The sequence below is a fragment of the Variovorax sp. GW821-FHT10C12 genome (assembly GCF_059415405.1).
This window is the reverse complement of record NZ_JBWKNE010000008.1, coordinates 64,021-82,735: the sequence shown is the minus strand read 5'-3', so window position 1 is coordinate 82,735 and position 18,715 is coordinate 64,021. Positions and strand designations below refer to the sequence as shown.

16 protein-coding genes are annotated in these 18,715 nt (G+C 69.2%); 1 reads left to right on the top strand and 15 read right to left on the bottom strand.

Annotated features, from left to right (window positions below):
* Nucleotides 1-39: 39 nt before the first annotated feature.
* Genes AC07OH_RS26585 through AC07OH_RS26540 form a run of 10 tightly spaced genes read right to left on the bottom strand, consistent with a single transcriptional unit; the run spans nt 40 to nt 12,194 of the window.
* On the bottom strand, nt 40-774 hold the full coding sequence (locus AC07OH_RS26585; RefSeq protein WP_369646152.1) for an SDR family oxidoreductase: 735 nt from the start codon (nt 772-774) through the stop codon (nt 40-42).
* On the bottom strand, nt 771-1,586 hold the full coding sequence (locus tag AC07OH_RS26580; protein ID WP_062475012.1) for a cyclase family protein: 816 nt from the start codon (nt 1,584-1,586) through the stop codon (nt 771-773). The genes AC07OH_RS26585 and AC07OH_RS26580 overlap by 4 nt, the downstream gene beginning before the upstream one ends.
* 16 nt (nt 1,587-1,602) lie before the next feature.
* Nucleotides 1,603-2,856: an SDR family NAD(P)-dependent oxidoreductase gene (locus AC07OH_RS26575; RefSeq protein WP_495302701.1), complete on the bottom strand. Its 1,254-nt coding sequence runs from the start codon at nt 2,854-2,856 to the stop codon at nt 1,603-1,605.
* Nucleotides 2,853-4,025: a thiolase family protein gene (locus AC07OH_RS26570; RefSeq protein WP_495302700.1), complete on the bottom strand. Its 1,173-nt coding sequence runs from the start codon at nt 4,023-4,025 to the stop codon at nt 2,853-2,855. The genes AC07OH_RS26575 and AC07OH_RS26570 overlap by 4 nt, the downstream gene beginning before the upstream one ends.
* Complete coding sequence (locus AC07OH_RS26565; RefSeq protein WP_495302699.1) at nt 4,022-5,647, bottom strand: AMP-binding protein; 1,626 nt, start codon at nt 5,645-5,647, stop codon at nt 4,022-4,024. Before AC07OH_RS26565 ends, AC07OH_RS26570 begins: the two co-directional genes overlap by 4 nt.
* A gap of 10 nt (nt 5,648-5,657) precedes the next feature.
* A complete protein-coding gene (locus tag AC07OH_RS26560) occupies nt 5,658-6,146 on the bottom strand; it encodes an aromatic-ring-hydroxylating dioxygenase subunit beta (protein WP_495271830.1) in 489 nt (162 codons plus the stop codon).
* Entirely contained in the window at nt 6,146-7,459 is a 1,314-nt protein-coding gene (locus AC07OH_RS26555; protein ID WP_095950543.1) for an aromatic ring-hydroxylating dioxygenase subunit alpha, read from the bottom strand. The genes AC07OH_RS26560 and AC07OH_RS26555 overlap by 1 nt, the downstream gene beginning before the upstream one ends.
* Before the next feature lie 32 nt (nt 7,460-7,491).
* Nucleotides 7,492-8,478 (bottom strand): PDR/VanB family oxidoreductase, encoded by a 987-nt coding sequence (locus AC07OH_RS26550; protein ID WP_495302698.1) that lies wholly within the window; start codon nt 8,476-8,478, stop codon nt 7,492-7,494.
* A 13-nt stretch (nt 8,479-8,491) separates the two neighbouring features.
* Entirely contained in the window at nt 8,492-9,997 is a 1,506-nt protein-coding gene (locus tag AC07OH_RS26545) for an indolepyruvate oxidoreductase subunit beta family protein (protein ID WP_495302697.1), read from the bottom strand.
* A gap of 4 nt (nt 9,998-10,001) precedes the next feature.
* Nucleotides 10,002-12,194, bottom strand: a complete 2,193-nt coding sequence (locus AC07OH_RS26540) for a thiamine pyrophosphate-dependent enzyme (RefSeq protein WP_495302696.1) — start codon at nt 12,192-12,194, stop codon at nt 10,002-10,004.
* A 144-nt stretch (nt 12,195-12,338) separates the two neighbouring features.
* On the opposite strand from AC07OH_RS26540, the gene AC07OH_RS26535 reads away from it, so the two are divergent.
* Nucleotides 12,339-12,815, top strand: a complete 477-nt coding sequence (locus AC07OH_RS26535; RefSeq protein ID WP_062475035.1) for a MarR family winged helix-turn-helix transcriptional regulator — start codon at nt 12,339-12,341, stop codon at nt 12,813-12,815.
* 21 nt (nt 12,816-12,836) lie between these two features.
* Here AC07OH_RS26535 and AC07OH_RS26530 read toward each other — a convergent pair whose 3' ends face one another.
* The 5 genes from AC07OH_RS26530 to AC07OH_RS26510 form a co-directional block, all read right to left on the bottom strand.
* The gene (locus AC07OH_RS26530; RefSeq protein WP_495302695.1) at nt 12,837-13,715 is read right to left on the bottom strand and encodes a quinone oxidoreductase family protein; all 879 of its coding nucleotides are present in this window, start codon (nt 13,713-13,715) and stop codon (nt 12,837-12,839) included.
* Nucleotides 13,712-14,515 (bottom strand): alpha/beta fold hydrolase, encoded by an 804-nt coding sequence (locus AC07OH_RS26525; protein WP_495302694.1) that lies wholly within the window; start codon nt 14,513-14,515, stop codon nt 13,712-13,714. The genes AC07OH_RS26530 and AC07OH_RS26525 overlap by 4 nt, the downstream gene beginning before the upstream one ends.
* A complete protein-coding gene (locus AC07OH_RS26520; RefSeq protein WP_495302693.1) occupies nt 14,512-15,516 on the bottom strand; it encodes a 3-hydroxybutyryl-CoA dehydrogenase in 1,005 nt (334 codons plus the stop codon). Before AC07OH_RS26520 ends, AC07OH_RS26525 begins: the two co-directional genes overlap by 4 nt.
* Nucleotides 15,506-16,579 (bottom strand): NAD/NADP-dependent octopine/nopaline dehydrogenase family protein, encoded by a 1,074-nt coding sequence (locus AC07OH_RS26515; RefSeq protein ID WP_307637405.1) that lies wholly within the window; start codon nt 16,577-16,579, stop codon nt 15,506-15,508. The genes AC07OH_RS26520 and AC07OH_RS26515 overlap by 11 nt, the downstream gene beginning before the upstream one ends.
* A 216-nt stretch (nt 16,580-16,795) precedes the next feature.
* A complete protein-coding gene (locus tag AC07OH_RS26510) occupies nt 16,796-18,703 on the bottom strand; it encodes a DEAD/DEAH box helicase (protein ID WP_307637406.1) in 1,908 nt (635 codons plus the stop codon).
* Between the last annotated feature and the right edge of the window lie 12 nt (nt 18,704-18,715).

The following is an 18,715-nucleotide window of genomic DNA, read 5'->3' as shown; positions in this document are numbered from 1 at the left end:
GATGTTTTTGAACGGAACGAAACGGACGCTGAAATGAAACTAGAGGGCGAGGCTGCCGACGCTGGTGCCGCCGCAGACATACAAGACCTGGCCGGTGACGAAGCTGTTCTCGGGCGCGGCGAAGAAACGCACGGCGCGTGCCACGTCAGCCGATTCGCCCAGGCGCTTGACGGGCACCGAGGCCGCGAGCGCGCGCTCCTTCTCGCTGCCCGCCTCGACCACGTCGTAGAACATGTCGGTGCGGATCGGGCCCGGCGCCACCACGTTCACCGTGATGCCGTCGGCCGCGAGTTCCAGCGCCCAGGTGCGCGCCATGCCCAGCATGCCGGCCTTGGTGGCCGAGTAGCTGGTGCGCGTGGCCAGGCCCAGCGCGGCGCGCGACGACAGCAGCACTACGCGACCGAAGCGCTGCGCACGCATCGCGGGCAGTGCGCCTTGCACGAGCTGGATGGCGCAGCCCAGGTGCAGGTCGACCAGCGCATCGAGGTCGTCGAGCTTCACGTCGGGCAGCAGCGCGGCGCGGATGACGCCGGCGTTGTGGACGATCGTGGTCGGTGCGAAGCGCTCGACCAGTTCGCGCACGGCCTGGCCGGTGGCGGCGCGGTCGGCCAGGTCGACCTCGAGGCTGTGCATCTTGGGGTGGTCGATCTCGGCCTTGCGGCGTGCGAGCGAAACCACCTCGTAGCCTTGCGCGAGCAGGTCTTCGCAAATGGCCTTGCCGATGCCGGCGCTGCCGCCGGTGACGGCCGCGACCCGGGGTGCGGCGGCGCTCATGCCGTGGCTCCCACCAGGGCCAGCACGCGCAGCGGGCTGCCGCTGCCCTTCTCGATCTTCAGCGGCGGGCAGATCAGTACCGCGCCCGATGCCGGCAGCAGGTCGAGGTTGCTCAGGCACTGCAGGCCGTAGCGGCCCGCGCCGTGCATGTAGTAGTGGCAGGGGTAGGGCGGGCGCAGGTGGTAGCCCTGCCCCGCGTCCGTGCCGATGGCTTCGGAGCCGAAGCCCAGCACGTCGCGCTGCTCGACCAGGAAGCGCACGGCCTCGGTGCTCGGGCCGGGCGTGTGCTGGCCCGTTTCATCGAAGTTCTGGTACGCCTCGGGGTCGGTGCGCTTGGACCAGTCGGTGCGCATGAGCACCCACGCGCCCTTGGGGATGCGGCCGTGCGCGGCCTCGTAGGCCTCGATATCTTCGAGCGTCAGCAGGTAGTCGGGGTCGTCCTTCACCTGCGGCGAGCAGTCGATCACGCAGGCCGGCGCCACGAAGTGCTGCACGGGGATGGTGTCGACCGAGTTGTTCGGCAGGTCGCGGCCCGATATCCAGTGGATCGGCGCGTCGAAGTGCGTGCCGGTGTGCTCGCCGCAGGAAAAGTTGTTCCAGTACCAGCCCGGACCGCGCTCGTCGTACTTGGACACCTCCTCGATGCGGAAGGGCCAGCACTGGCCCATCTCAGGCGGCAGCGCGATCTGAGGAAACTCGGGCGTGAGCGTCTGCGTGAGATCGATCACGCGGATGCGGCCGCTGGCCATGGCGGTCACGAGGCTGCCGAGGACTTCGGCGGCGGACATCAGTTCGTTGGTGGTCGTGGTCATCGTGTGATTCCTCTGCTCAGCCGCCCGCCGCGAGTTCGCGTTCGAGCACCTTGGGGTTGTCGCGCCAGCGCTCCAGCCACTCCTGCGCCACGTCGCCGGGGTACACGTCTTCCACGCCGTCGCGCAGCGCCTTCACGATGGCGTTGGCCAGCGTGGCGGGTGCCAGCTTGGGCGGCGGCGTGTGCTGGTTCCATTCGTCGTCGATGGGGCCGGGGAACACGTTGATCACGCGGATGCCGGCGGGCCGCATCTCGGCGCGCAGGCACTGCGCCAGCGAATGCGCCGCGGCCTTCGAGGCACTGAAGGTGCCGTGCGGCGGGAAGTTGCTCAGCGCGTAGATCGACAGCAGGTTGACCCACGCCGTCGCGCCCGTGGCCCCGTCGGCCGAGCGGCCCTTGAGCGCGGGGCCGAACTCCTGCGCCAGGCGCAGCAGGCCGAAGTAGTTGATGTCCATCTCGGCCTTGGCCACGTCGGTGCCGCGCCGCGCACCGATGCCGAAGGTGCGGTGCACCTCGGCGTTGTTGATCACGATGTCGACCTTGCCGCCGATGGAGCCGGCCAGCTCGGTCACCTGGCGGCCGTTGGTGAGGTCCAGCGGCACCAGCGTGACCTGCGGCAGGGCCGAGATGTCGTCCAGCCCGTCGCCCATCTTCTTCCACGGCTCGGCATGGCCGACCCAGACGATGTCGGCACCGGCCTTCACCAGCGCACGCACGAGGGCCTGGCCCGTCTCGGTCTTGCCGTCGGTCACCAGCACCTTGCGGAACTTCGGGTCGCTGGTCATTTCGCGCAGCATCTTGTCGTCGGCCATGTGGGGACTCCCTTCAGTCGGAAAAGCAATGAGGACGGCCTGGCCGGCGCGGTCGAGCCGGGCGCCGACACGCACGCGCGTGGGCGCATCGCCGACCTCGCCGTGCAGGTGGACCATGAGCGTCGGGCCGGCATCCAGGTGCACCAGGCCCAGCCGCCAGGGCAGCCGCTCGCGAAAGAACAGGTCGTTGCTGTGGTGCAGCGTGGTGCTGCCGAGCAGCGCGCCCTCGCCGCTCTGCTGGCGCCAGCGCAGCGCCGACGACAGGCACTTGTGGCAGACCTCGCGCGGCGGGTACTGCACCGTGCCGCAGTCCTCGCAGGTCTGCAGCTCGAAGCGGCCTTCGGCGGCGGCGGCCGTGAGGCCGAGCGCGACGCGGCCGCGTGCGCCGGGCGGCAGGTTCATCTGCCGGGTGCGCAGCACCGGGTTCTTGCGCGGGGGGCGCATCATGGGCATCGTCATGCGGGTCTCCCGAGGATGACGGCGCCTGTGCACAGGCAGCGGTCGTAGGTCACCATGCCGAAGCCGGCGACAAGGCCCAGCTGGGCATTGGGTACGGCGCGGGCGCCGGCCTGGTCGGTCAGTTGGCGGATCGCCTCGACCATGCCGAGGAAACCACCCGCCGCACCGGCCTGCCCGGCCGAGAGCTGGCCGCCGCTGGTGTTGTTCGGAAAGCTGCCGTCGAAGGTCATGGTGTTCGCCTGCACGAAGGCCGAGCCCTCGCCCTTCTCGCAGAAGCCCAGGTCCTCGAACTGCATCATCACGATGACGGGGTAGTCGTCGTAGGTCTGCACGAAGTCGAGCGCGGCGGGCTGCACGCCGGCCTGGGCATAGAGGTCGTCGCGGTCCTTGCGCCAGCCGCCCTGCACCATCACCGGGTCTTCGGCGTAGGCGTTGTGGCGCTCGATGGCGCCGCGGATCACGACGTGCGCCAGGCCCAGGTCGCGCGCGCGCTCCTCGCTCATCACGAGGAAGGCGTCGGCGCCCGCGCAGGGCATCACGCAGTCGAACAGGTGGATCGGGTCGGAGATGGGCCGCGCGGCCATGTACTCGTCGAGCGTGAGGCCCTTCTTGAACATGGCGTTCGGGTTGCCCAGCGCGTTGGTGCGCTGGTCCACGCAGATGCAGCCGAAGTCTTCGCGCGTGGCGCCGTAGGTGCGCATGTAGTTGGCGGTGATGAACGCGAAGATCGAGTTCGGGCCGCCCGAGCCGTAGGGGTAGCTGGCGTCGCGCGCGAAGTTGCTGAAGCTGCCCAGCGTCTGGCGGAAGGAGTCGACGTGGTTGGTGTCGGCGCCCACGCAGGCGACGATGTCGGCATCGCCCGCCTGCACGGCACGCGCGGCGCGGCGCAGGCACATCACGCCCGAGGCACCGCCGGTGGGCATGTGGTCGAGCCAGCGCGGCGACAGGCCCAGGTGCTGCGTGACGCCCACGGCCGTGTCGGGCGCGAGCGAGAAGCTGCTCAGGCACAGGCCGTCGATCTGTTCCTTGGCCACGCCGCTGGCCTGCACCAGCGCGTCGATGGCCTGGCCGACGAACCAGTGCGCGGTGCGCGTGGAGTAGCGCACGTAGGGCACGGTGACGGGCACCGCGACCGCGACGCCTTCGTAAGAGAGCCGTCGCTTGGTCATGCCTGCCTCTTTTTCATGGAGCGCGTGTCGATGCAATGGCCCTGGCCCGGCAGCGTCTGCGCCATCTCGCGCAGCTGACCGCGCTGGATCTTCTGCGAAGGCGTGAGCGGCAGCGCGTCGACGAAGGCCACGTAGCCGGGCGCCTTGTAGTACGCCAGCTGCGCCAGCGCATGCTGGACGATGCTGGCCGCGATCGCTTCCCGTTGCGCCACCCCGGTGTCTTCGCGCAGCACGATGCAGGCCAGCACTTCGTCGCCGCGCACCGCATCGGGCGTGGCGGCCACGGCCGAGGTCTTCACGGCCGGGTGCTGGTTGAGCACGCTCTCGACCTCGACGGCCGAGATGTTCTCGCCGCTGCGGCGGATCACGTTCTTCTTGCGATCGACGAAGAAGAAGTTGCCGTCGGCGTCGCGGCGCACGAGGTCGCCGGTGTGGAACCAGCCGTCGGCCCAGGCTTCGCGCGTGGCTTCTTCGTCCTTCAGGTAGCCGGAGAAGAAATAGCGGCGCGGGTCGGCACCGGCCGAGCGCACCAGCAGTTCGCCGGGCATGTCGGTGCCCACGTCGCTGCCGTCCTCGCCCATGAGGCGGATCTCGACGAAGTCTTCCTGCCGTCCGAAGCAGCTGGTGCCCACGAGGCGCGGCTCGCGGTTGGCCATGATGCAGGCGGCCGCGCCGGTCTCGGTCATGGCCCAGGCCTCGACCAGCGGGAAGCCGAAGCGCTCCTCGAAGGGCGCGTGGTTCTTGCGGTCGACACCGGCGCCGAAGCCCCAGCGGATCGCGTGGTCGCGGTCGGCCGCCGACGCGGGTGCCGACAGCAGCATCGCGGGCATCACGCCCAGGTAGTGGACGATGGTCGCGCCGCTTTCCTTCGCGCTGGCCAGCCAGCTCTTCGGGTGGAAGCGGTCGAGCTGCACGAGGCAGCCGCCGGCAATGAGCACGACCATGGTCGAGAACGCCATCGCGTTCATGTGGTTGAGCGGCAGCGGCGTGATCACGCGCTCGGCATCGGGACGGATGCTGCACACGCCGTCCAGCGCCGCATACCACTCGCCCGCGCGCAGGAAGTACGCGTTGCTCAGGATGCAGCCCTTGGGCCGGCCGGTGGTGCCCGAGGTGTAGAGCAGGCCGCATTCGGTGTCGGTGCCCACGGGCTCGCCGGCGCGCGGCGCGGCGGTCTTCGCGGGTGGTACGGCATCGTCGGGGCCCATGGTCTCGAAGGCCACGCCGGCTTGCGCGGCGGCGGCCTGCAGGTCGGCGGCGCGCTCGGGCAGCGTGACGGCCAGGCCGATCTCGCTGTGGCCGATGAGGTAGACCAGCTCGGCCGAGCGCATCTCGGCGTTGATCGGCACCACGCTCGCGCCCAACGCGTTCAGCGCGAGCCAGTGGAAGATGAAGGCGGGCCGGTTCTCCAGCAGCAGGCCAACGCGGTGGCCGTGGCCGTAGCCGGCCTGCGCGTAGGCGCTGCGCAGCCGCTCGATTTCTGCGGCGGCTTCGCCCCAGCGGATGGCGCCGGCGGCGATGCCGTAGGCGGCGGCGGTCACCGATTCGGTGAAGAGAAATTCGGCCTGCGGGGTGCGCGCGGCCGTGGCGGCGAACACCTGGTGGACGGTGGCGTGGGTCATCGCGTCCCTGTCAGATGAAGAGCTGCACGGCCGGAAGCGCCGCGTCGCAGTTGAGCAGGTCGACGCGCTTGAGCGTCATGCGCAGCGCGCCGTCCTGCACCGTGAGGTGATGGAAGAAGGTGCCGACGTAGAACTGCAGCTCGTCGCCCTGCGACTCGGTGTAGTGGAACTCGGTGCGCACCACGAAGCGCTGGGCCTCGGTGTCGAAGGTCTCGACCACGGGCACCTGCAGCAGGTGGTGGCAGCGGCTTTGGGGCTGCTGCGAAAACGCGCGCGGGCTCTTCAGGCGCTCGATGCGCAGCTCGCGCAGCAGCTTGTCCTCGTACAGGTGCGAGGTGTGGTTCAGGCCGTCTTCCTGGTCGGGCACGAGCGGAATCCAATAGAACGCGTCGTCGGTGAAGAGTGCGTTCCATTCCTCGTAGCGGCGGGTGTCGAGCAGGCGCGCTTCGTTGACGACGAAGTCGACGAGGTCCTGGCGGGTGATATTGACGGCGGCCATTACATCGTCTCCGTCATGCGCTGCACCCAGCTGCGATATTGATTGCGCATGGGCAGCTCGTTGGTGCCGCCCGTGGTGATCTCGCCGCCCTTCAACTCCGATGCGTCGTAGTCACGGTGCAGGCTCACCCACTCGTTGCCGCTGGCGTGCAGGCCGGCCTGCATGCCGCGGTAGGCCTGCAGGTCGTCGTGGCCCACCACCGAGAACGGCGAGTTGATGAGGCGGTTGTACATGGTGGTGCGCTGCAGCAGCTCGGGCGGCGCGCCCTTGAGGCGGAAGGTCCAGCTCTCGATGAGGGTCTTGTCGGCCGAGATGGGCTTGACCACGCGGATCGCCTGGATCGCGCCCTTGATCGTGAGGTTCGGGTAGTACACGGTGTTGTGCCGCGCCATGCCCAGGATCTGCGCCGTCTTCTCTTCGCCGTAGCGCGCCTTCATGGCGTCGTCGTACTCGGGGATCGCCTTGTACTTGCTGTGGATGCTGAAGTGCACGCCCGTGAAGCTGTGGCCGTGGTCGTACGTGCGGATGCCCATGTCCTCGAAGAACTTGTAGTCGGACATGAAGGGCACGAACTGCTCCACGGCCATGGGCTTGGGTTCGTCCTCGGGCTTGTCGGCCCACATGCGCTTGGCGGTGCCGGCCGACGACTCGTGCGCCACCATGGGGTGCATGGTGTCGTTGAGGTTCTCGACGAACATCTTCCAGTTGCACTGGTGCATGAAGCGCAGGCAGCCGCCGGCGATTTCGAGTTCGCCCTCGGGCGAGCGGTCGGCCATGTTGTCGATGGAGCTCAGCGAATCGCCGAAATACGCGTCGAAGTCGGGGCCGGCGTCGTTGATCTTCACGAAGATGAAGCCGCGGTGGCTGCGCACGTGCTTCACGGGGGTGAGGCCCTTGCCCGACTCGCACTCGTGCAGCTGCGTGTGCTCGTAGCCGGTCTTCAGCGGAATGGCCAGCGGCGCGCCGTCGGTCTTGAAGGTCCAGGCGTGGTACGGGCAGCGAAAGAACTTGCCGGTGTTGCCGCAGGGCCCGTTCACCAGGCGCGAGCCCTTGTGGGCACAGCGGTTCATCATGACGCGCACGCTGCCGTCGCTGTGGCGCACGACGATCAGCGGGCGGCCCGCGATCTCGTTGGTGATCCAGTCGCCCGACTTCGGCAGCTGGCTCTCGTGGCCGACGTAGTTCCAGGTGTTGGCGAAGAAGTGCTCCTGCTCCAGCTCGAAGAGCTCCTGGCTGGTGTACAGGTCGCGGTGTACGCGGTCGTTCTGCACGAGCGCGCGAACGGCATCGGGGTTGTCTCGGTACGAAGGCATGGTTCTCCTGGCTCCTTCCTGGCTGGCTTTTCTCAGAGGTCGAGCACCAGGCGCGCTCCCTTGGCGCGCGAGATGCAGATCTGCATGACGGTGCCTTCCGCCTTCTCGCGGGCGGTGAGCACGTAGTCGCGGTGGTCGATCTCGCCCTCGATCACGGGCACGGCGCACACGCCGCATTCGCCGCGCTTGCAGTCGAACATCGGGTCGCAGCCGTGTTCGATGAGGCAGTCGAGGATGCTCTGGCCGACCGGCACGGTGAAGCGCTGGCCCGACTGGGCAAGCTCCACCTCGAAGGGCCGGTCGCCCTCCTCCACGACGGGTTCGGTGAAGAGCTCGAAGTGCACGCGGTCGTGTTCCCAGCCGCGGGCCTGGGTGCGCGCGAGCACGGCGTCGAGCATGACCTTGGGACCGCACACGTAGAGGCGGTCGCCGGCGGGCACGGCGTCGAGCAGCGCGTCGATGTCCAGCGGTGCACCGGCCTCGGCGTCGGCGTGCACGCGCAGGTCGTCGCCCAGCAGCGCCTGCAGCTCGGGCAGGAAGGCCATCAGGTCGCGGCTGCGGCCGGCGTAGTGCATGCGCACGGCGGCGCCTTCGGCGCGGCGGCGCGCGGCCATCGACGCCAGCGGTGTCACGCCGATGCCGCCGGCCACCAGCACCGTGCCGCCCGGGCCGGTGTGCAGCGGAAAGTCGTTCTTCGGCGGCTCGATGGTGAGCACGCTGCCCTCGGTCAGCCCTTCGTGCATGAAGCGCGAGCCGCCGCGGCCGTCGGCCTCCTTGCGCACGGCGATCACGTAGTCGGTCGGTGCGTTGGTGGCGTTGCGCTCGGTGGCGAAGTTGATGAGCGAGTAGTGGCGCCAGTCGGTGGTGCCGTCGGCCAGCGTCACCTGCACGCGGATGTGCGCGCCGGCGGCGAAGCCGGGCAGCGCGCGGCCGTCTTCAGCGCGCAGGCGCAGCAGGCGGATCAGCGGGTTGAGGGCGCGCGCTTCGGCGACGCGAAGCTGGAGCGTGGGGGCGGTCATGGTTCGGGTCCCTTCAGGCCAAGGCGTGCTGCACCAGCGCGGCCTGCAGCTTGTGGCCGTGTTCGTCGGCCAGCGCCGCGTCGCGCAGTTCGCGCAGAGTGGCGGGCGCCAGCGCGGCACCCGCACGTTCGAATGCGCGCATCACGGTGTCGTAGTTGCGCAGGCCGCGCTCGTGCGTGTCGCTGTAGCCCTTGACCAGGCGCTGGCACTGGGCGAGTTCGACGGCGAGCGCGGGGTTGCGTGGCGCGGTGGCGGCGATGCGTTGCAGCCATTCTTCGATGCGGCGGTTTTCGTCGGCGTAGCGCATCGTCGAGCGGCGCCAGCGCTTGCAGGCCGCGACCATGCGCAGCATCAGGTAGCCGCGCAGCGAGCTGGTGCGGATCACGCGGCCATGCTGCGTGAAGCGCTCGACGATCTTCCTGGGCAACGTGGAGTGCATGAGCCAGCGGCCGAGGCCGCCGGGCAGCGTCTCGCAGATTTCCTGCAGGCGCGGGTGCATGTACTCGTGGATGGCGAGCAGCTGGCCCGGCTGCACGCCGGCCTCGCCGTGCACGCGCTCGAAGCGGGTGGCGCGAGTCTTCAGGGCGGCGACGCGGGCCGTGTCTTCGTAGGACATCCACAGCGCGAGGTGGCGCGCGGTTTCGCGCAGCAGGCGGTGGGCGTCGTCGGGCAGTTTGGCCACAGCGGCCATGCGGTCGAGGTAGAGGCCGGCGTAGGCCAGGTCCTGGTAGTCGATGAGGCGGCGTACGCCTTCGAGCAGGAAGTCGTGTGCGGGCAGCGGAAAGTCGCGCTGCACGCGCTCGACCAGTGCGCGCACGGCCGGGTGGCGCGGCTGCGGTGCGGGCGTGGCGGCCGGTGCCACCTTGGCGGGTTCGCCGTCGTCGCCGTCCTGGGCGCGGTCGAATGCCGCACCGAAGGCCTTGAGGCTGGGCTTCACGCCCACGCCGCCGCGCTCGATGGTGGCCTCGAACTGCGCGCGGCCGAAGGGCAGCACGCCCGAGCCCGCCAGCGTGCCGAACAGCACGGCGCTGATCACGCTGCCCGAGGCTTCGGCGGCCTGTGCCATGTCGAAGCGGATGAAGCGCTTGGCGGCGCGCGCGGTGTGGGCGAGCAGCTGATCGCTGTCGACGCGGCCGTCGCCCATGGCGCTCTTTTCGGCGATGGAGAAGACGCGGTGCGTCGATGCGATGAGCGTGGTGCGGTCGCGCGTGACCAGCCCGCGCTGCACCGCGCGGCCGGCCTCCATGAGCTCGGAGGCGAGCACCACGTCGACGTCGCCCGGCAGCGGCATCAGCGCGAGCACGGGGCGCCCGCCGTCGGCGTGGGCCTGTGCATCGGGGTACAGCTCGACGTAGTAGATGGTCGCGCCGGTGCGCTGGGCCACGCCCGGCACGGAGGTGGTCTGGGCGACGTAGCCGTTGGCCTCGCCCATGTCGACGATCCAGTCGGCGAGCACGCCGCCGCCCTCCCCGCCCATGGCGAGGATGGCGATCTTGATGGGTTGAACCTTGTTCGTCATGGCGTCAGAAGGCATAGGCGTCACGGCGGCGCGCGTCGCCGCGCTGCATCCAGCCGATGACGGCGGTGCGCACGCGCTGGCGGAAACGGTCCCAGGCGGTCGGGTTGCTCACGACCTGCGCCTTGTAGAACGAGGGGCACAGCACGGCGGCGTGCGAGACGTCGCCGCAGTTGCCGCAGCCCACGCAGCTGTCGAGCACGGTGGCGACGGGGTCGACGCGCAGCGGGTCGGGGTTGGGCTTGATCGAGAGCGACGGGCAGCCCGACAGGCGGATGCACGAGTGGTCGCCGGTGCAGGTGTCGGCGTCGACGCCGAACTTGTCGCGCACCATGCGCTTGCCGTCGGCGATGGCTTTGCGCACCAGCGGCTTCTCGCGCCGCTGCTTGTTGAGCATGCACTCCGACTGCGCGATGAGGACCTTGGGGCCCTTCTTGGTGGTGGTGAGTGCGTCTTTCAGCGCGTCGCGCATGCCGGCGACGTCGTAGGTGCGGCGCATCGTCTTCACCCATTCGACGCCGACGCCGCGCACGGCGCGCTCGATTTCGTGGCCGGTGCTGCGCGTCTTGTTGACAGCCGTGGACGAGAGGATGTCCTGCCCGCCCGTGGCCGAGGTGTAGTTGTTGTCGACGATGATGGTGAGGTTGTCGCTCTTGTTGAAGACCGCGTTGGCCACGCCGCTCGTCAGGCCGTTGTGCCAGAAGCCGCCGTCGCCCATCATCGAGATCGCGCGCTTGCCCGCGGGCGCGTTGAGTGCCGAAGCGCCCGCACCGCCGAGGCCGTAGCCCATCGTCGTGTTGCCGATGTTGAAGGGCGGCAGGATCGAGAACAGGTGGCAGCCGATGTCGGCGCTCACGTGGTGCGCACCGAGTTCGCGCTCGACCAGCTTCATCGCGCTGAAGATCGGGCGCTCGGGGCAGCCGGTGCAAAAGCCCGGCGGGCGCGAATGCACCACGTCGCCGAGCGCGCTCGACGGCTGCGCGGGCTCGGGCGCATCGTCGACGCCGATGGCGGCCACTTCCTTCAGCGGAATCACCTTGCGCACCGGTGCGGGCACGGGCAGCGGCGCGAGGCGTTCGTAGCGCTCGCAGAAGGTGCGCGTGCCCTTGAGCAGTTCGAGCGTCGTGTACTCGCCGGCCACGGGCAGCATGTCCTTGCCGTGCAGCGCGGTGGTGGAGCCGGCCTGGCGCAGGATGGTCGCGAGGTTCTGCTCGACGAAGTTGGGTTGGCCTTCCTCCACGATGAGCACGGCGCGCTTGCCCTCGCAGAAGCGGATGACTTCGCTCTCGATGACGGGGTAGGCCACGTTCATCACGTACAGCGGCACGCGGGTCTCGCCGTACACGTCGGCCAGGCCCAGGCGTTCGAGCGCACGCAGCAGCGTGTTGTAGCTGCCGCCCTGCACGATGATGCCGATGTCGTCGGCGTCCTCGGAGAAGAACTCGTTGAGCTGGCGCTCTTCGATGAAGCGCACGGCGGCGGGCCAGCGGTCTTTCACCTTCTCTTGTTCGTGCACGAAGCTCGCGGGGGGCAGCACGATGCGGCTGACGTCGCGCTGCGGGTTCTCCAGCGCTTCCTTCAGCGTGAACTTGGCGCGCTTGTTGTCGCCGGCAATGAAGTGGCCGTGCACGTGGCAGGCGCGGATGCGCAGCTGCAGCATCACGGGCGTGTGGCTGGCCTCCGAGAGGTCGAAACCGGTCTTCACCGCATCGACGATGCTCGGCAGGTTGGGCCGCGGATCGAGCAGCCAGATCTGCGACTTCATGGCGAACGCATGGCTGCGCTCCTGCATGATCGACGAGCCTTCGCCGTAGTCCTCGCCCACGATGATGAGCGCGCCGCCGGTGACGCCGCCCGAGGCCAGGTTGGCCAGCGCATCGGACGCCACGTTGGTGCCGACTGTCGCCTTGAAGGTGACGGCGCCGCGCAGCGGGTAGTTGACGGAAGCGGCCAGCGTGGCAGCGGCGGTGGCTTCGCTGGCGCTGTTCTCGAAGCGGATGCCGTGGTCGGCCAGGATGTCCTGTGCGTCGGCCAGCACGTCCATCAGGTGCGAGATGGGCGCGCCCTGGTAGCCCGCCACGTACGACACCCCCGACTCCAGCAGGGCCTTGGTGACGGCCAGAATGCCTTCGCCGCGGAACACTTCTCCACCAGTAAGTCTCAGCTTCTTGACTTCTTCGACGAACGAACGCTCAGCCATGGATGTCCTTCTTCTTTCTCGTGGGAGGATGCGGCCCCGGGGTCACATCACGGTTCCTATAATGTTTAGAAATGAATGTATCCACAATCATGAATTACCCTAGCCATGCAATCCGCATGCCTGCGGCAAACAGGAGGCGCCTTCATGTCTGAACCATCCAAGGAAACGCATCGCTTCGTCGATGACTACCTGCCCGCGCTGCTTGCGCAGGCCAGCCAGCTGATCTCTTCGGAGTTCCACGAGGTGGCGCGGCAGCAGGGTTTTTCGGTGTCGGAGTGGCGCGTGATGGCGTCGCTGGCCGGCAGCGACGCGGTCAGCATCGGCCAACTCGCGCAGGTCACGGTGACCAAGCAGCCGACAGTGACGCGGCTGCTCGACCGCATGGAAGCGCGCGGCCAGGTCGAGCGCCTGCCCCATGAAAGTGATCGCCGCATCACGCTGGTGCGCATCACGCCCGCGGGGCTGAAGGCGGTCGAGCACCTGATGGAGCTGGCGCGCGAGCACGAGCGCCGCGTGCTCGAACCCTTCGGCCTGCGACGCGCCGAAGAGCTCAAGCAGACGCTGCGGCAGATGATCGACCTGCATGTGCATGTGCCGGTCGAGGTGCCGGACGAAGACTGAAGCGTGCGGCCTGAGGTCTGACTAAAGCACGAGCACCGCGCGGCCGCGATGGCCACGTTGGGCGATCCAGTCGAGTGCGAGGGCTGCATCGGCGAGCGGGAAGGGCTGCACGTCGAGGTGCAGGCGGCCGTCGGCCAGCCGCGCAAGCAACTCTGGAGCGGCTGCGCGGCCTGCGGCTTCGCGCCGGAACATGTTGAGCGGCAACAGCGCCACGTCGCGCTGCAGGAAGTGCGCGATGTCCAGCTGCAGCGTGGGGCCGGCGGTGTAGCCGACCAGCACGGCGCGACCGCCGGGGCGCACGGCCGGCAAGGCGGCGGCGAGCACATCGCCGCCGACGGTGTCGATGAGCAGGTCGGCGCTGGCGACTTCAGGCGGTGCGGCTTTCGGATCGACAGGCGTCGCGGCGCAGCCTGCATCGTGTGCCAGCTGCATCACCAGAGAACCCACCGCGCCGCTTGCGCCCGTCACCAACACTTGCTCTCCAGGCTGCAATCGGGCGACCTCATGCAAGGCCACCCAGGCCGATGTGGTGGGCGAGAAGAACGCAGCGCCGAGCGTCATCGGCACGGCATCGGGCAATACACCGAGTGCGTCGTCGGGTGCATCGATCAGCTCGCACCAGGTGCCGTCGAACAGCGTGCCCAAGCCACTGCCGCGCAACCACACGCGTTGCCCTTCTGCATACCGCTCGCTCGCGACGACAACGCCCGCAGCCTCCACGCCCGGCGTGTACGGCAACGGCGGATGCCGCAGGAAGCGGCCTTGCCACACGGTGCGGTCGATGTGGCCGACGGTGGCGGCCTGCATGCGCACAAGGGTGCGACCGGGTCGCGCCACGGGCTCGGCCACGTCTTCGAGCACCGGCACCGCATCGAAGCCATGGATGCGAACGGCCTTCATGGCCGTGTCGCCAGAAAGTCGAGCACCGTGCGCGCGAAGGCCTCGGGCATCTGGTCGGGCAAGGGCACCATGCCGCCGTCGATGTCGACGATGCGCGCCTGCGGCAGTTGATGCTGCAGCTCTGCCGCATGCGGCGCGGCGAACGGGTCGAGCGTGGCGCGCACGATGAGCGTCGGCTGCGTCACGCGGCCGATGCGCTCTTCTATGCAGTACGAAGCCACGGCGCGGTGCCCTTCTTCGACACGGTGGCCGACCTTCATCGCATCGCGCACGAAGGCCTCGAGCAGGTCGGGCCGCCCCGGCGGATAGAAGGCCTGCCGCTTCTGCCACAGCGCGGCGAGGTGGCTGCCGTCGTCACTGGGCGCCACTTCGTCGATGGGCGGACGCTGCGCGCGGGCGCGGCGAAACACCTCGTCGGTGTACGGCGTGGACGAGAGCACGAGGCTGCGCACGCGCTCGGGAAACGCAGCGGCCAGCTCGATCGCGATCACGCCGCCGGTGTGGTGCCCCACCACGTCGGCCTGCGCGATGCCGAGCGCATCGAGCAGCTCGCACGCGACGCGCGCCCACTGCGCAATGCTTGCCGGCACGCCGCCGTCGGCCGAATCGCCGAAGCCCGCCGTGTCCATGGCGATGGTGCGGTAGCCCGCGCCGGCAACGAGCGGCAGCACCTCGCGGTACTCGGCCCAGCTGCGCGGCGACTGGTGCAGCAGCAGCACGGCCGGCGCCTGCGCGTCGCCGCACATGGCGTGGTGCACCTGCCCCACCGACAGGTCGGCGAAGGCGCGGCGGATCGTCATGACAGCGTCTCGTCGGCCGGCGCACGCCACAGGCCGGCGTGCTTCAGTTCGCCGAGCGTGCGCGAGAGCACGTCGCGGCGGTAGGCGGCGGTGTCGCGGCCCGCGTAGTCGTAGAAGCCGCTGCCGGTCTTGAGGCCCAGCCGCCCTTCCTCGACCATGCGCCCGACGATGGCCGGCGCGGTGTAGCGGCCCGCGTCGAGCGAGGCCGACATCTCGCGGCTCGCATGGTGCAGGATGTCGCAGCCGCCGAAGTCGATGAACTCGACCACGCCGAGCGCCGCGAAGCGCAGGCCCAGGCCGTAGCGCGTGGCCTTGTCGATCTCTTCCGCTGTGGCAGCGCCTTCTTCGATCATGCGGGCCGCCTCGTTCATCACGAGCGCCTGCAGGCGCGGCACGATGTAGCCCGGCGAGGCGCCGCAGACCACGGGCAGCTTGCCGATGGCCTCCATCAGTGCCTTGGTGCGCGCAAGCACGCCGGCGTCGGTGCCGGGGTGGCAGCTCAGCTCGACCACGGGGATCACGTAGGCCGGGTTGAGCCAGTGCATGTTCAGGAAGCGCTCGGGCCGGCGCACCAGCGCGGCCAGCTGCGTCACGAGGATGCTGCTGGTGGTCGAGGTGAGGATCGCGTCGTCGCTGCAATGGCGGTTGAGCTGCTCGAAGGCCTCACGCTTGGCGTCCATGGTTTCGGGCACGCCTTCGAACACCAGCTCGGCGGCGGCCAGTACGCGCGGTGCTTCTGCTGCGTTCACGAAGTCCACGCGCGCGGCGATGCGTTCGACCTGCGAGGCGTCGATCACGCCGAGCTGCGCAAGGCCGGAAAGGCTCGCCGCGATTTCCGCTTGCGCCTCGCCGCGCAAGCGCTGCCAGGCCTCGGGCGTGCGCGGGCGCAGGTCGATCAGCGCGATGCGGTGGCCCGCATAGGCGAACGCGATGGCGATGCCGCGCCCCATGCGGCCGGCGCCCACGGCGGCAAAGCGCGGCGGCGCGGGCTCATTCGCCATCGTGCAGCCTCTGCTTGAGCTGGCTCGCGCTCAGGCTGGCCAGGCCCAGGCTTTCGAAGGTGCGCGGGCCCTGGCGCAGGTCGCGCCCGAGGAAGCCGCCGACGATGGCCAGCAGGCCGTGCGCAATGGGCGCATCCACGCCCGCATGGCGCGCGGCCGAGGCCAGGAAGGCCAGGCCGAGTTCGGTGTCTTCGGTGATGTAGCGGTGCGTGTGCAGGTCGATGTTCTCGCGCCAGTCGCCCGACTTGACGAGCTGCTTGTGCGCATCGCCGTACATCCACTGGTCGTTGTTGTAGTGGTCGGCCAGCGGATAGTGCGGCGCGCCCTGCCCGAAGGCCTCGCGCACGGCCATGCGCTCGCGGTCGAGCCGGTCGGTCACGTCGCGCACAGCGCGCTGCGTGCCTTCGTTGTGGATGTCCCAGCGCTCGAAGTGCTGCAGCGGCGCGGCGTTCATCACCATCAGCGGCGGGTGGATGACGGGGCCGGCGTTCATCAACGCGCCCGACAGCGCGTCGCCGCAGCCGTGCACGGCCGGGTAGGCGCGGCGGATGACCTCGATCGCCTGCGCCTCCTTGCGCGCCGGGTAGACGCCGGTGGGCAGGCGGATCGCGCGGATGGTGACATTGACCTCGCGCTCGCCGTGCTTGCGCGCAAGGTACGGCAAGGTGCCGGTCTCGGCCCAGGCCACGTCGGCGCGGTTGCCGGCGGCCTTCACCGCCTGCGCCATCACGTAGCTGCCGAAGGTGCCCGGCGGCAGGAACACGACCTGGCCGTCGACCAGGTGCGGCGCCATGGCCAGCGCGATGTCGTGCTGGGCGATGGCGGGCGTGGGAATGACGATGAGTTCGGCGCCCTTCAGCGCGGCCCCGATGTCGGCGGTGGCGAGCGCAATGGGCACCTCGCGCGCCCCGGCGGCGTCTTTCAGCGTGATCGCGCCGGCCTGCACGACGGGTTCGAGCGCGGCGGCGTCGCGGCGCCACAGGCGCACTTCATGGCCGGTTTCAGACAGGTCCGCAGCGGCCGCATAGGCGCCGTGGCCCCCCCCAAGAATCGCAATTTTCATGATCGAAAGTCGAGAACAGGTGTCGATGAACCGGCAGCCGCGAACGGACCGGGGAGAAGCAATGCACTATTACATTACTTTTCATCGATTCAGGTGTCAACCAACTTCATGGGCGCCGGAGTGCTCGGAAACCCGACAACGAAAAAGCCCGCGTTCGTGAGAAGCGCGGGCTTTTTGGGGGGAAGCAGCCCTTTTCAGGGCCGCTTGCGGGGGCGATCAGCGGCTGGGCTTGAACGCACGCTTTTGCGCGTCGCGGGGCACGAACACCTTGCCCGGGCCGCCGTGACCGGCGCCGTTGCCGCGCGGTGCGAAACCTTCGCGGGGCGCAAAGCCTTCACGGGGTGCGAAACCGCCGTCGCCGCGACCGCCGCCATGGCCGTGGCCGCCGCGCGGGGCGCTGTCGCCCCAGCCCGGCTTGCGACCGTAGCCGCCGCCATTGCCGCCTTCGTCACGGCCGCCGCCGAAGCCGGCGTTCTGGCCGCCCTGGAAGCCGCGCGGGCCTTGGCCCTGGGCCGGGCCGCGTGCGTTGCGGTCGTTGAAGCCGCTGGCGCCGGCATAGCCGCCGCCGTTGTTGTTGCCGCGGTAGCCACCGCCGCCGCCTGCACCGCCATTGCCGAACTTGCGATCGCGCGAGAAGTTGTCGCCGCGGCCGCCGCGGTACTCGCCCATCGGGGGACGCGATTGCGGCATGCGCTGTTGCGGCTCGAGACCGGCAACCACTTCCGCCTTGAACTGCTGGCGGCTGTACTGCTCGATGTCCATGATCTTGCGGCGATCGCGGAACTCGGCGAACGTGATGGCCAGGCCATCGCGGCCGGCACGGCCGGTGCGGCCGATGCGGTGGGTGTAGTCCTCGGCCTTCATCGGCAGGCCGAAGTTGAAGACGTGGGTGATGGTCGGCACGTCGATGCCGCGGGCGGCAACGTCGGTGGCCACCAGGATCTGCACCTGGCCCTGGCGCAGTGCCATCAGGCGGCGGTTGCGCAGGCCCTGGCTCAGGGCGCCGTGCAGCGCGACAGCGCTGAAGCCTTCTTGCTGCAGGTCGTTGGCCAGGCCGTCGCACTCGACTTGCGTGCTGGCGAACACGATCGCCTGGTTGATGCTGGTGTCGCGCAGCCAGTGGTCGAGCAGCTTGCGCTTGTGCTGGCTGTTGTCGGCCCAGTACAGCGACTGCTTGATGTTGGCGTGCTTCTCTTGCGGGCTGTCGATGGTGATGCGCTGCGGCTCGCGCATGACGCGCTGGGCCAGCTGCTGGATGCGCGGCGCGAAGGTGGCGCTGAACATCATGGTCTGCTGGCGCTCGATGGTGAGCTGGTTGACTTCAGCCAGGTCGTCGGCAAAGCCGAGGTCGAGCATGCGGTCGGCTTCGTCGACCACCAGGAACTTGACCTGGTCGAGCTTGAGCTGCTGCGAGCGCTGCAGGTCGAGCAGACGGCCCGGCGTGGCAACCACGAGGTCGGCGTTCTGCAGCTTGGCGATCTGCAGCTGGTAAGGCATGCCGCCCACCACGTTGGCAACGCGCAGGCCGCGGCAATGGCGAACCAGTTCGATGGCGTCGTGTGCAACCTGCTGCGCGAGTTCGCGCGTCGGGCACAGGATCAGGGCGCCGGGGGTGGCGGCCTTGAAATGACGGGCGTTGGTCGGGTCCTTGCGCTTGGGCTTCTTGAGCGGCGCTTCGCCGCGGGCAGCGGCTTCAGCGGCCAGGCGCTGGAACTCGGCCTTGGCTTCGGCTTCGGCTTCGGCCTGGCGCTTGATCAGCGTGTGCAGCACGGGCAGCAGGAAGGCGGCGGTCTTGCCCGAGCCGGTCTGGCTCGACACCATCAGGTCGACGAAGCGGGCCGAACCGGCTTCGCCCATGGCGATCGGCACGACCTTTTCCTGCACGGTGGTCGGCTGGGTGAAACCCATGTCTGCCACGGCGGCGATCAGTTCGGGGGCCAGGCCCAGCTTGATGAAACCGTTGGGCGCGGCAGGCGCTTCGGCTTCGGCGGCCTCGGGGGCTGCGGCGTCCAGTGCGTCGAGGATCGGGGCCTCGGACACGGTTTCCGCGACAGCGGTGAATTCGTTGTGGGTAGCGGATTGCACAGGCGCGAGTTCGCCCTGCGCTTCAAAAGCGTCGGTCATGAATATCAATCT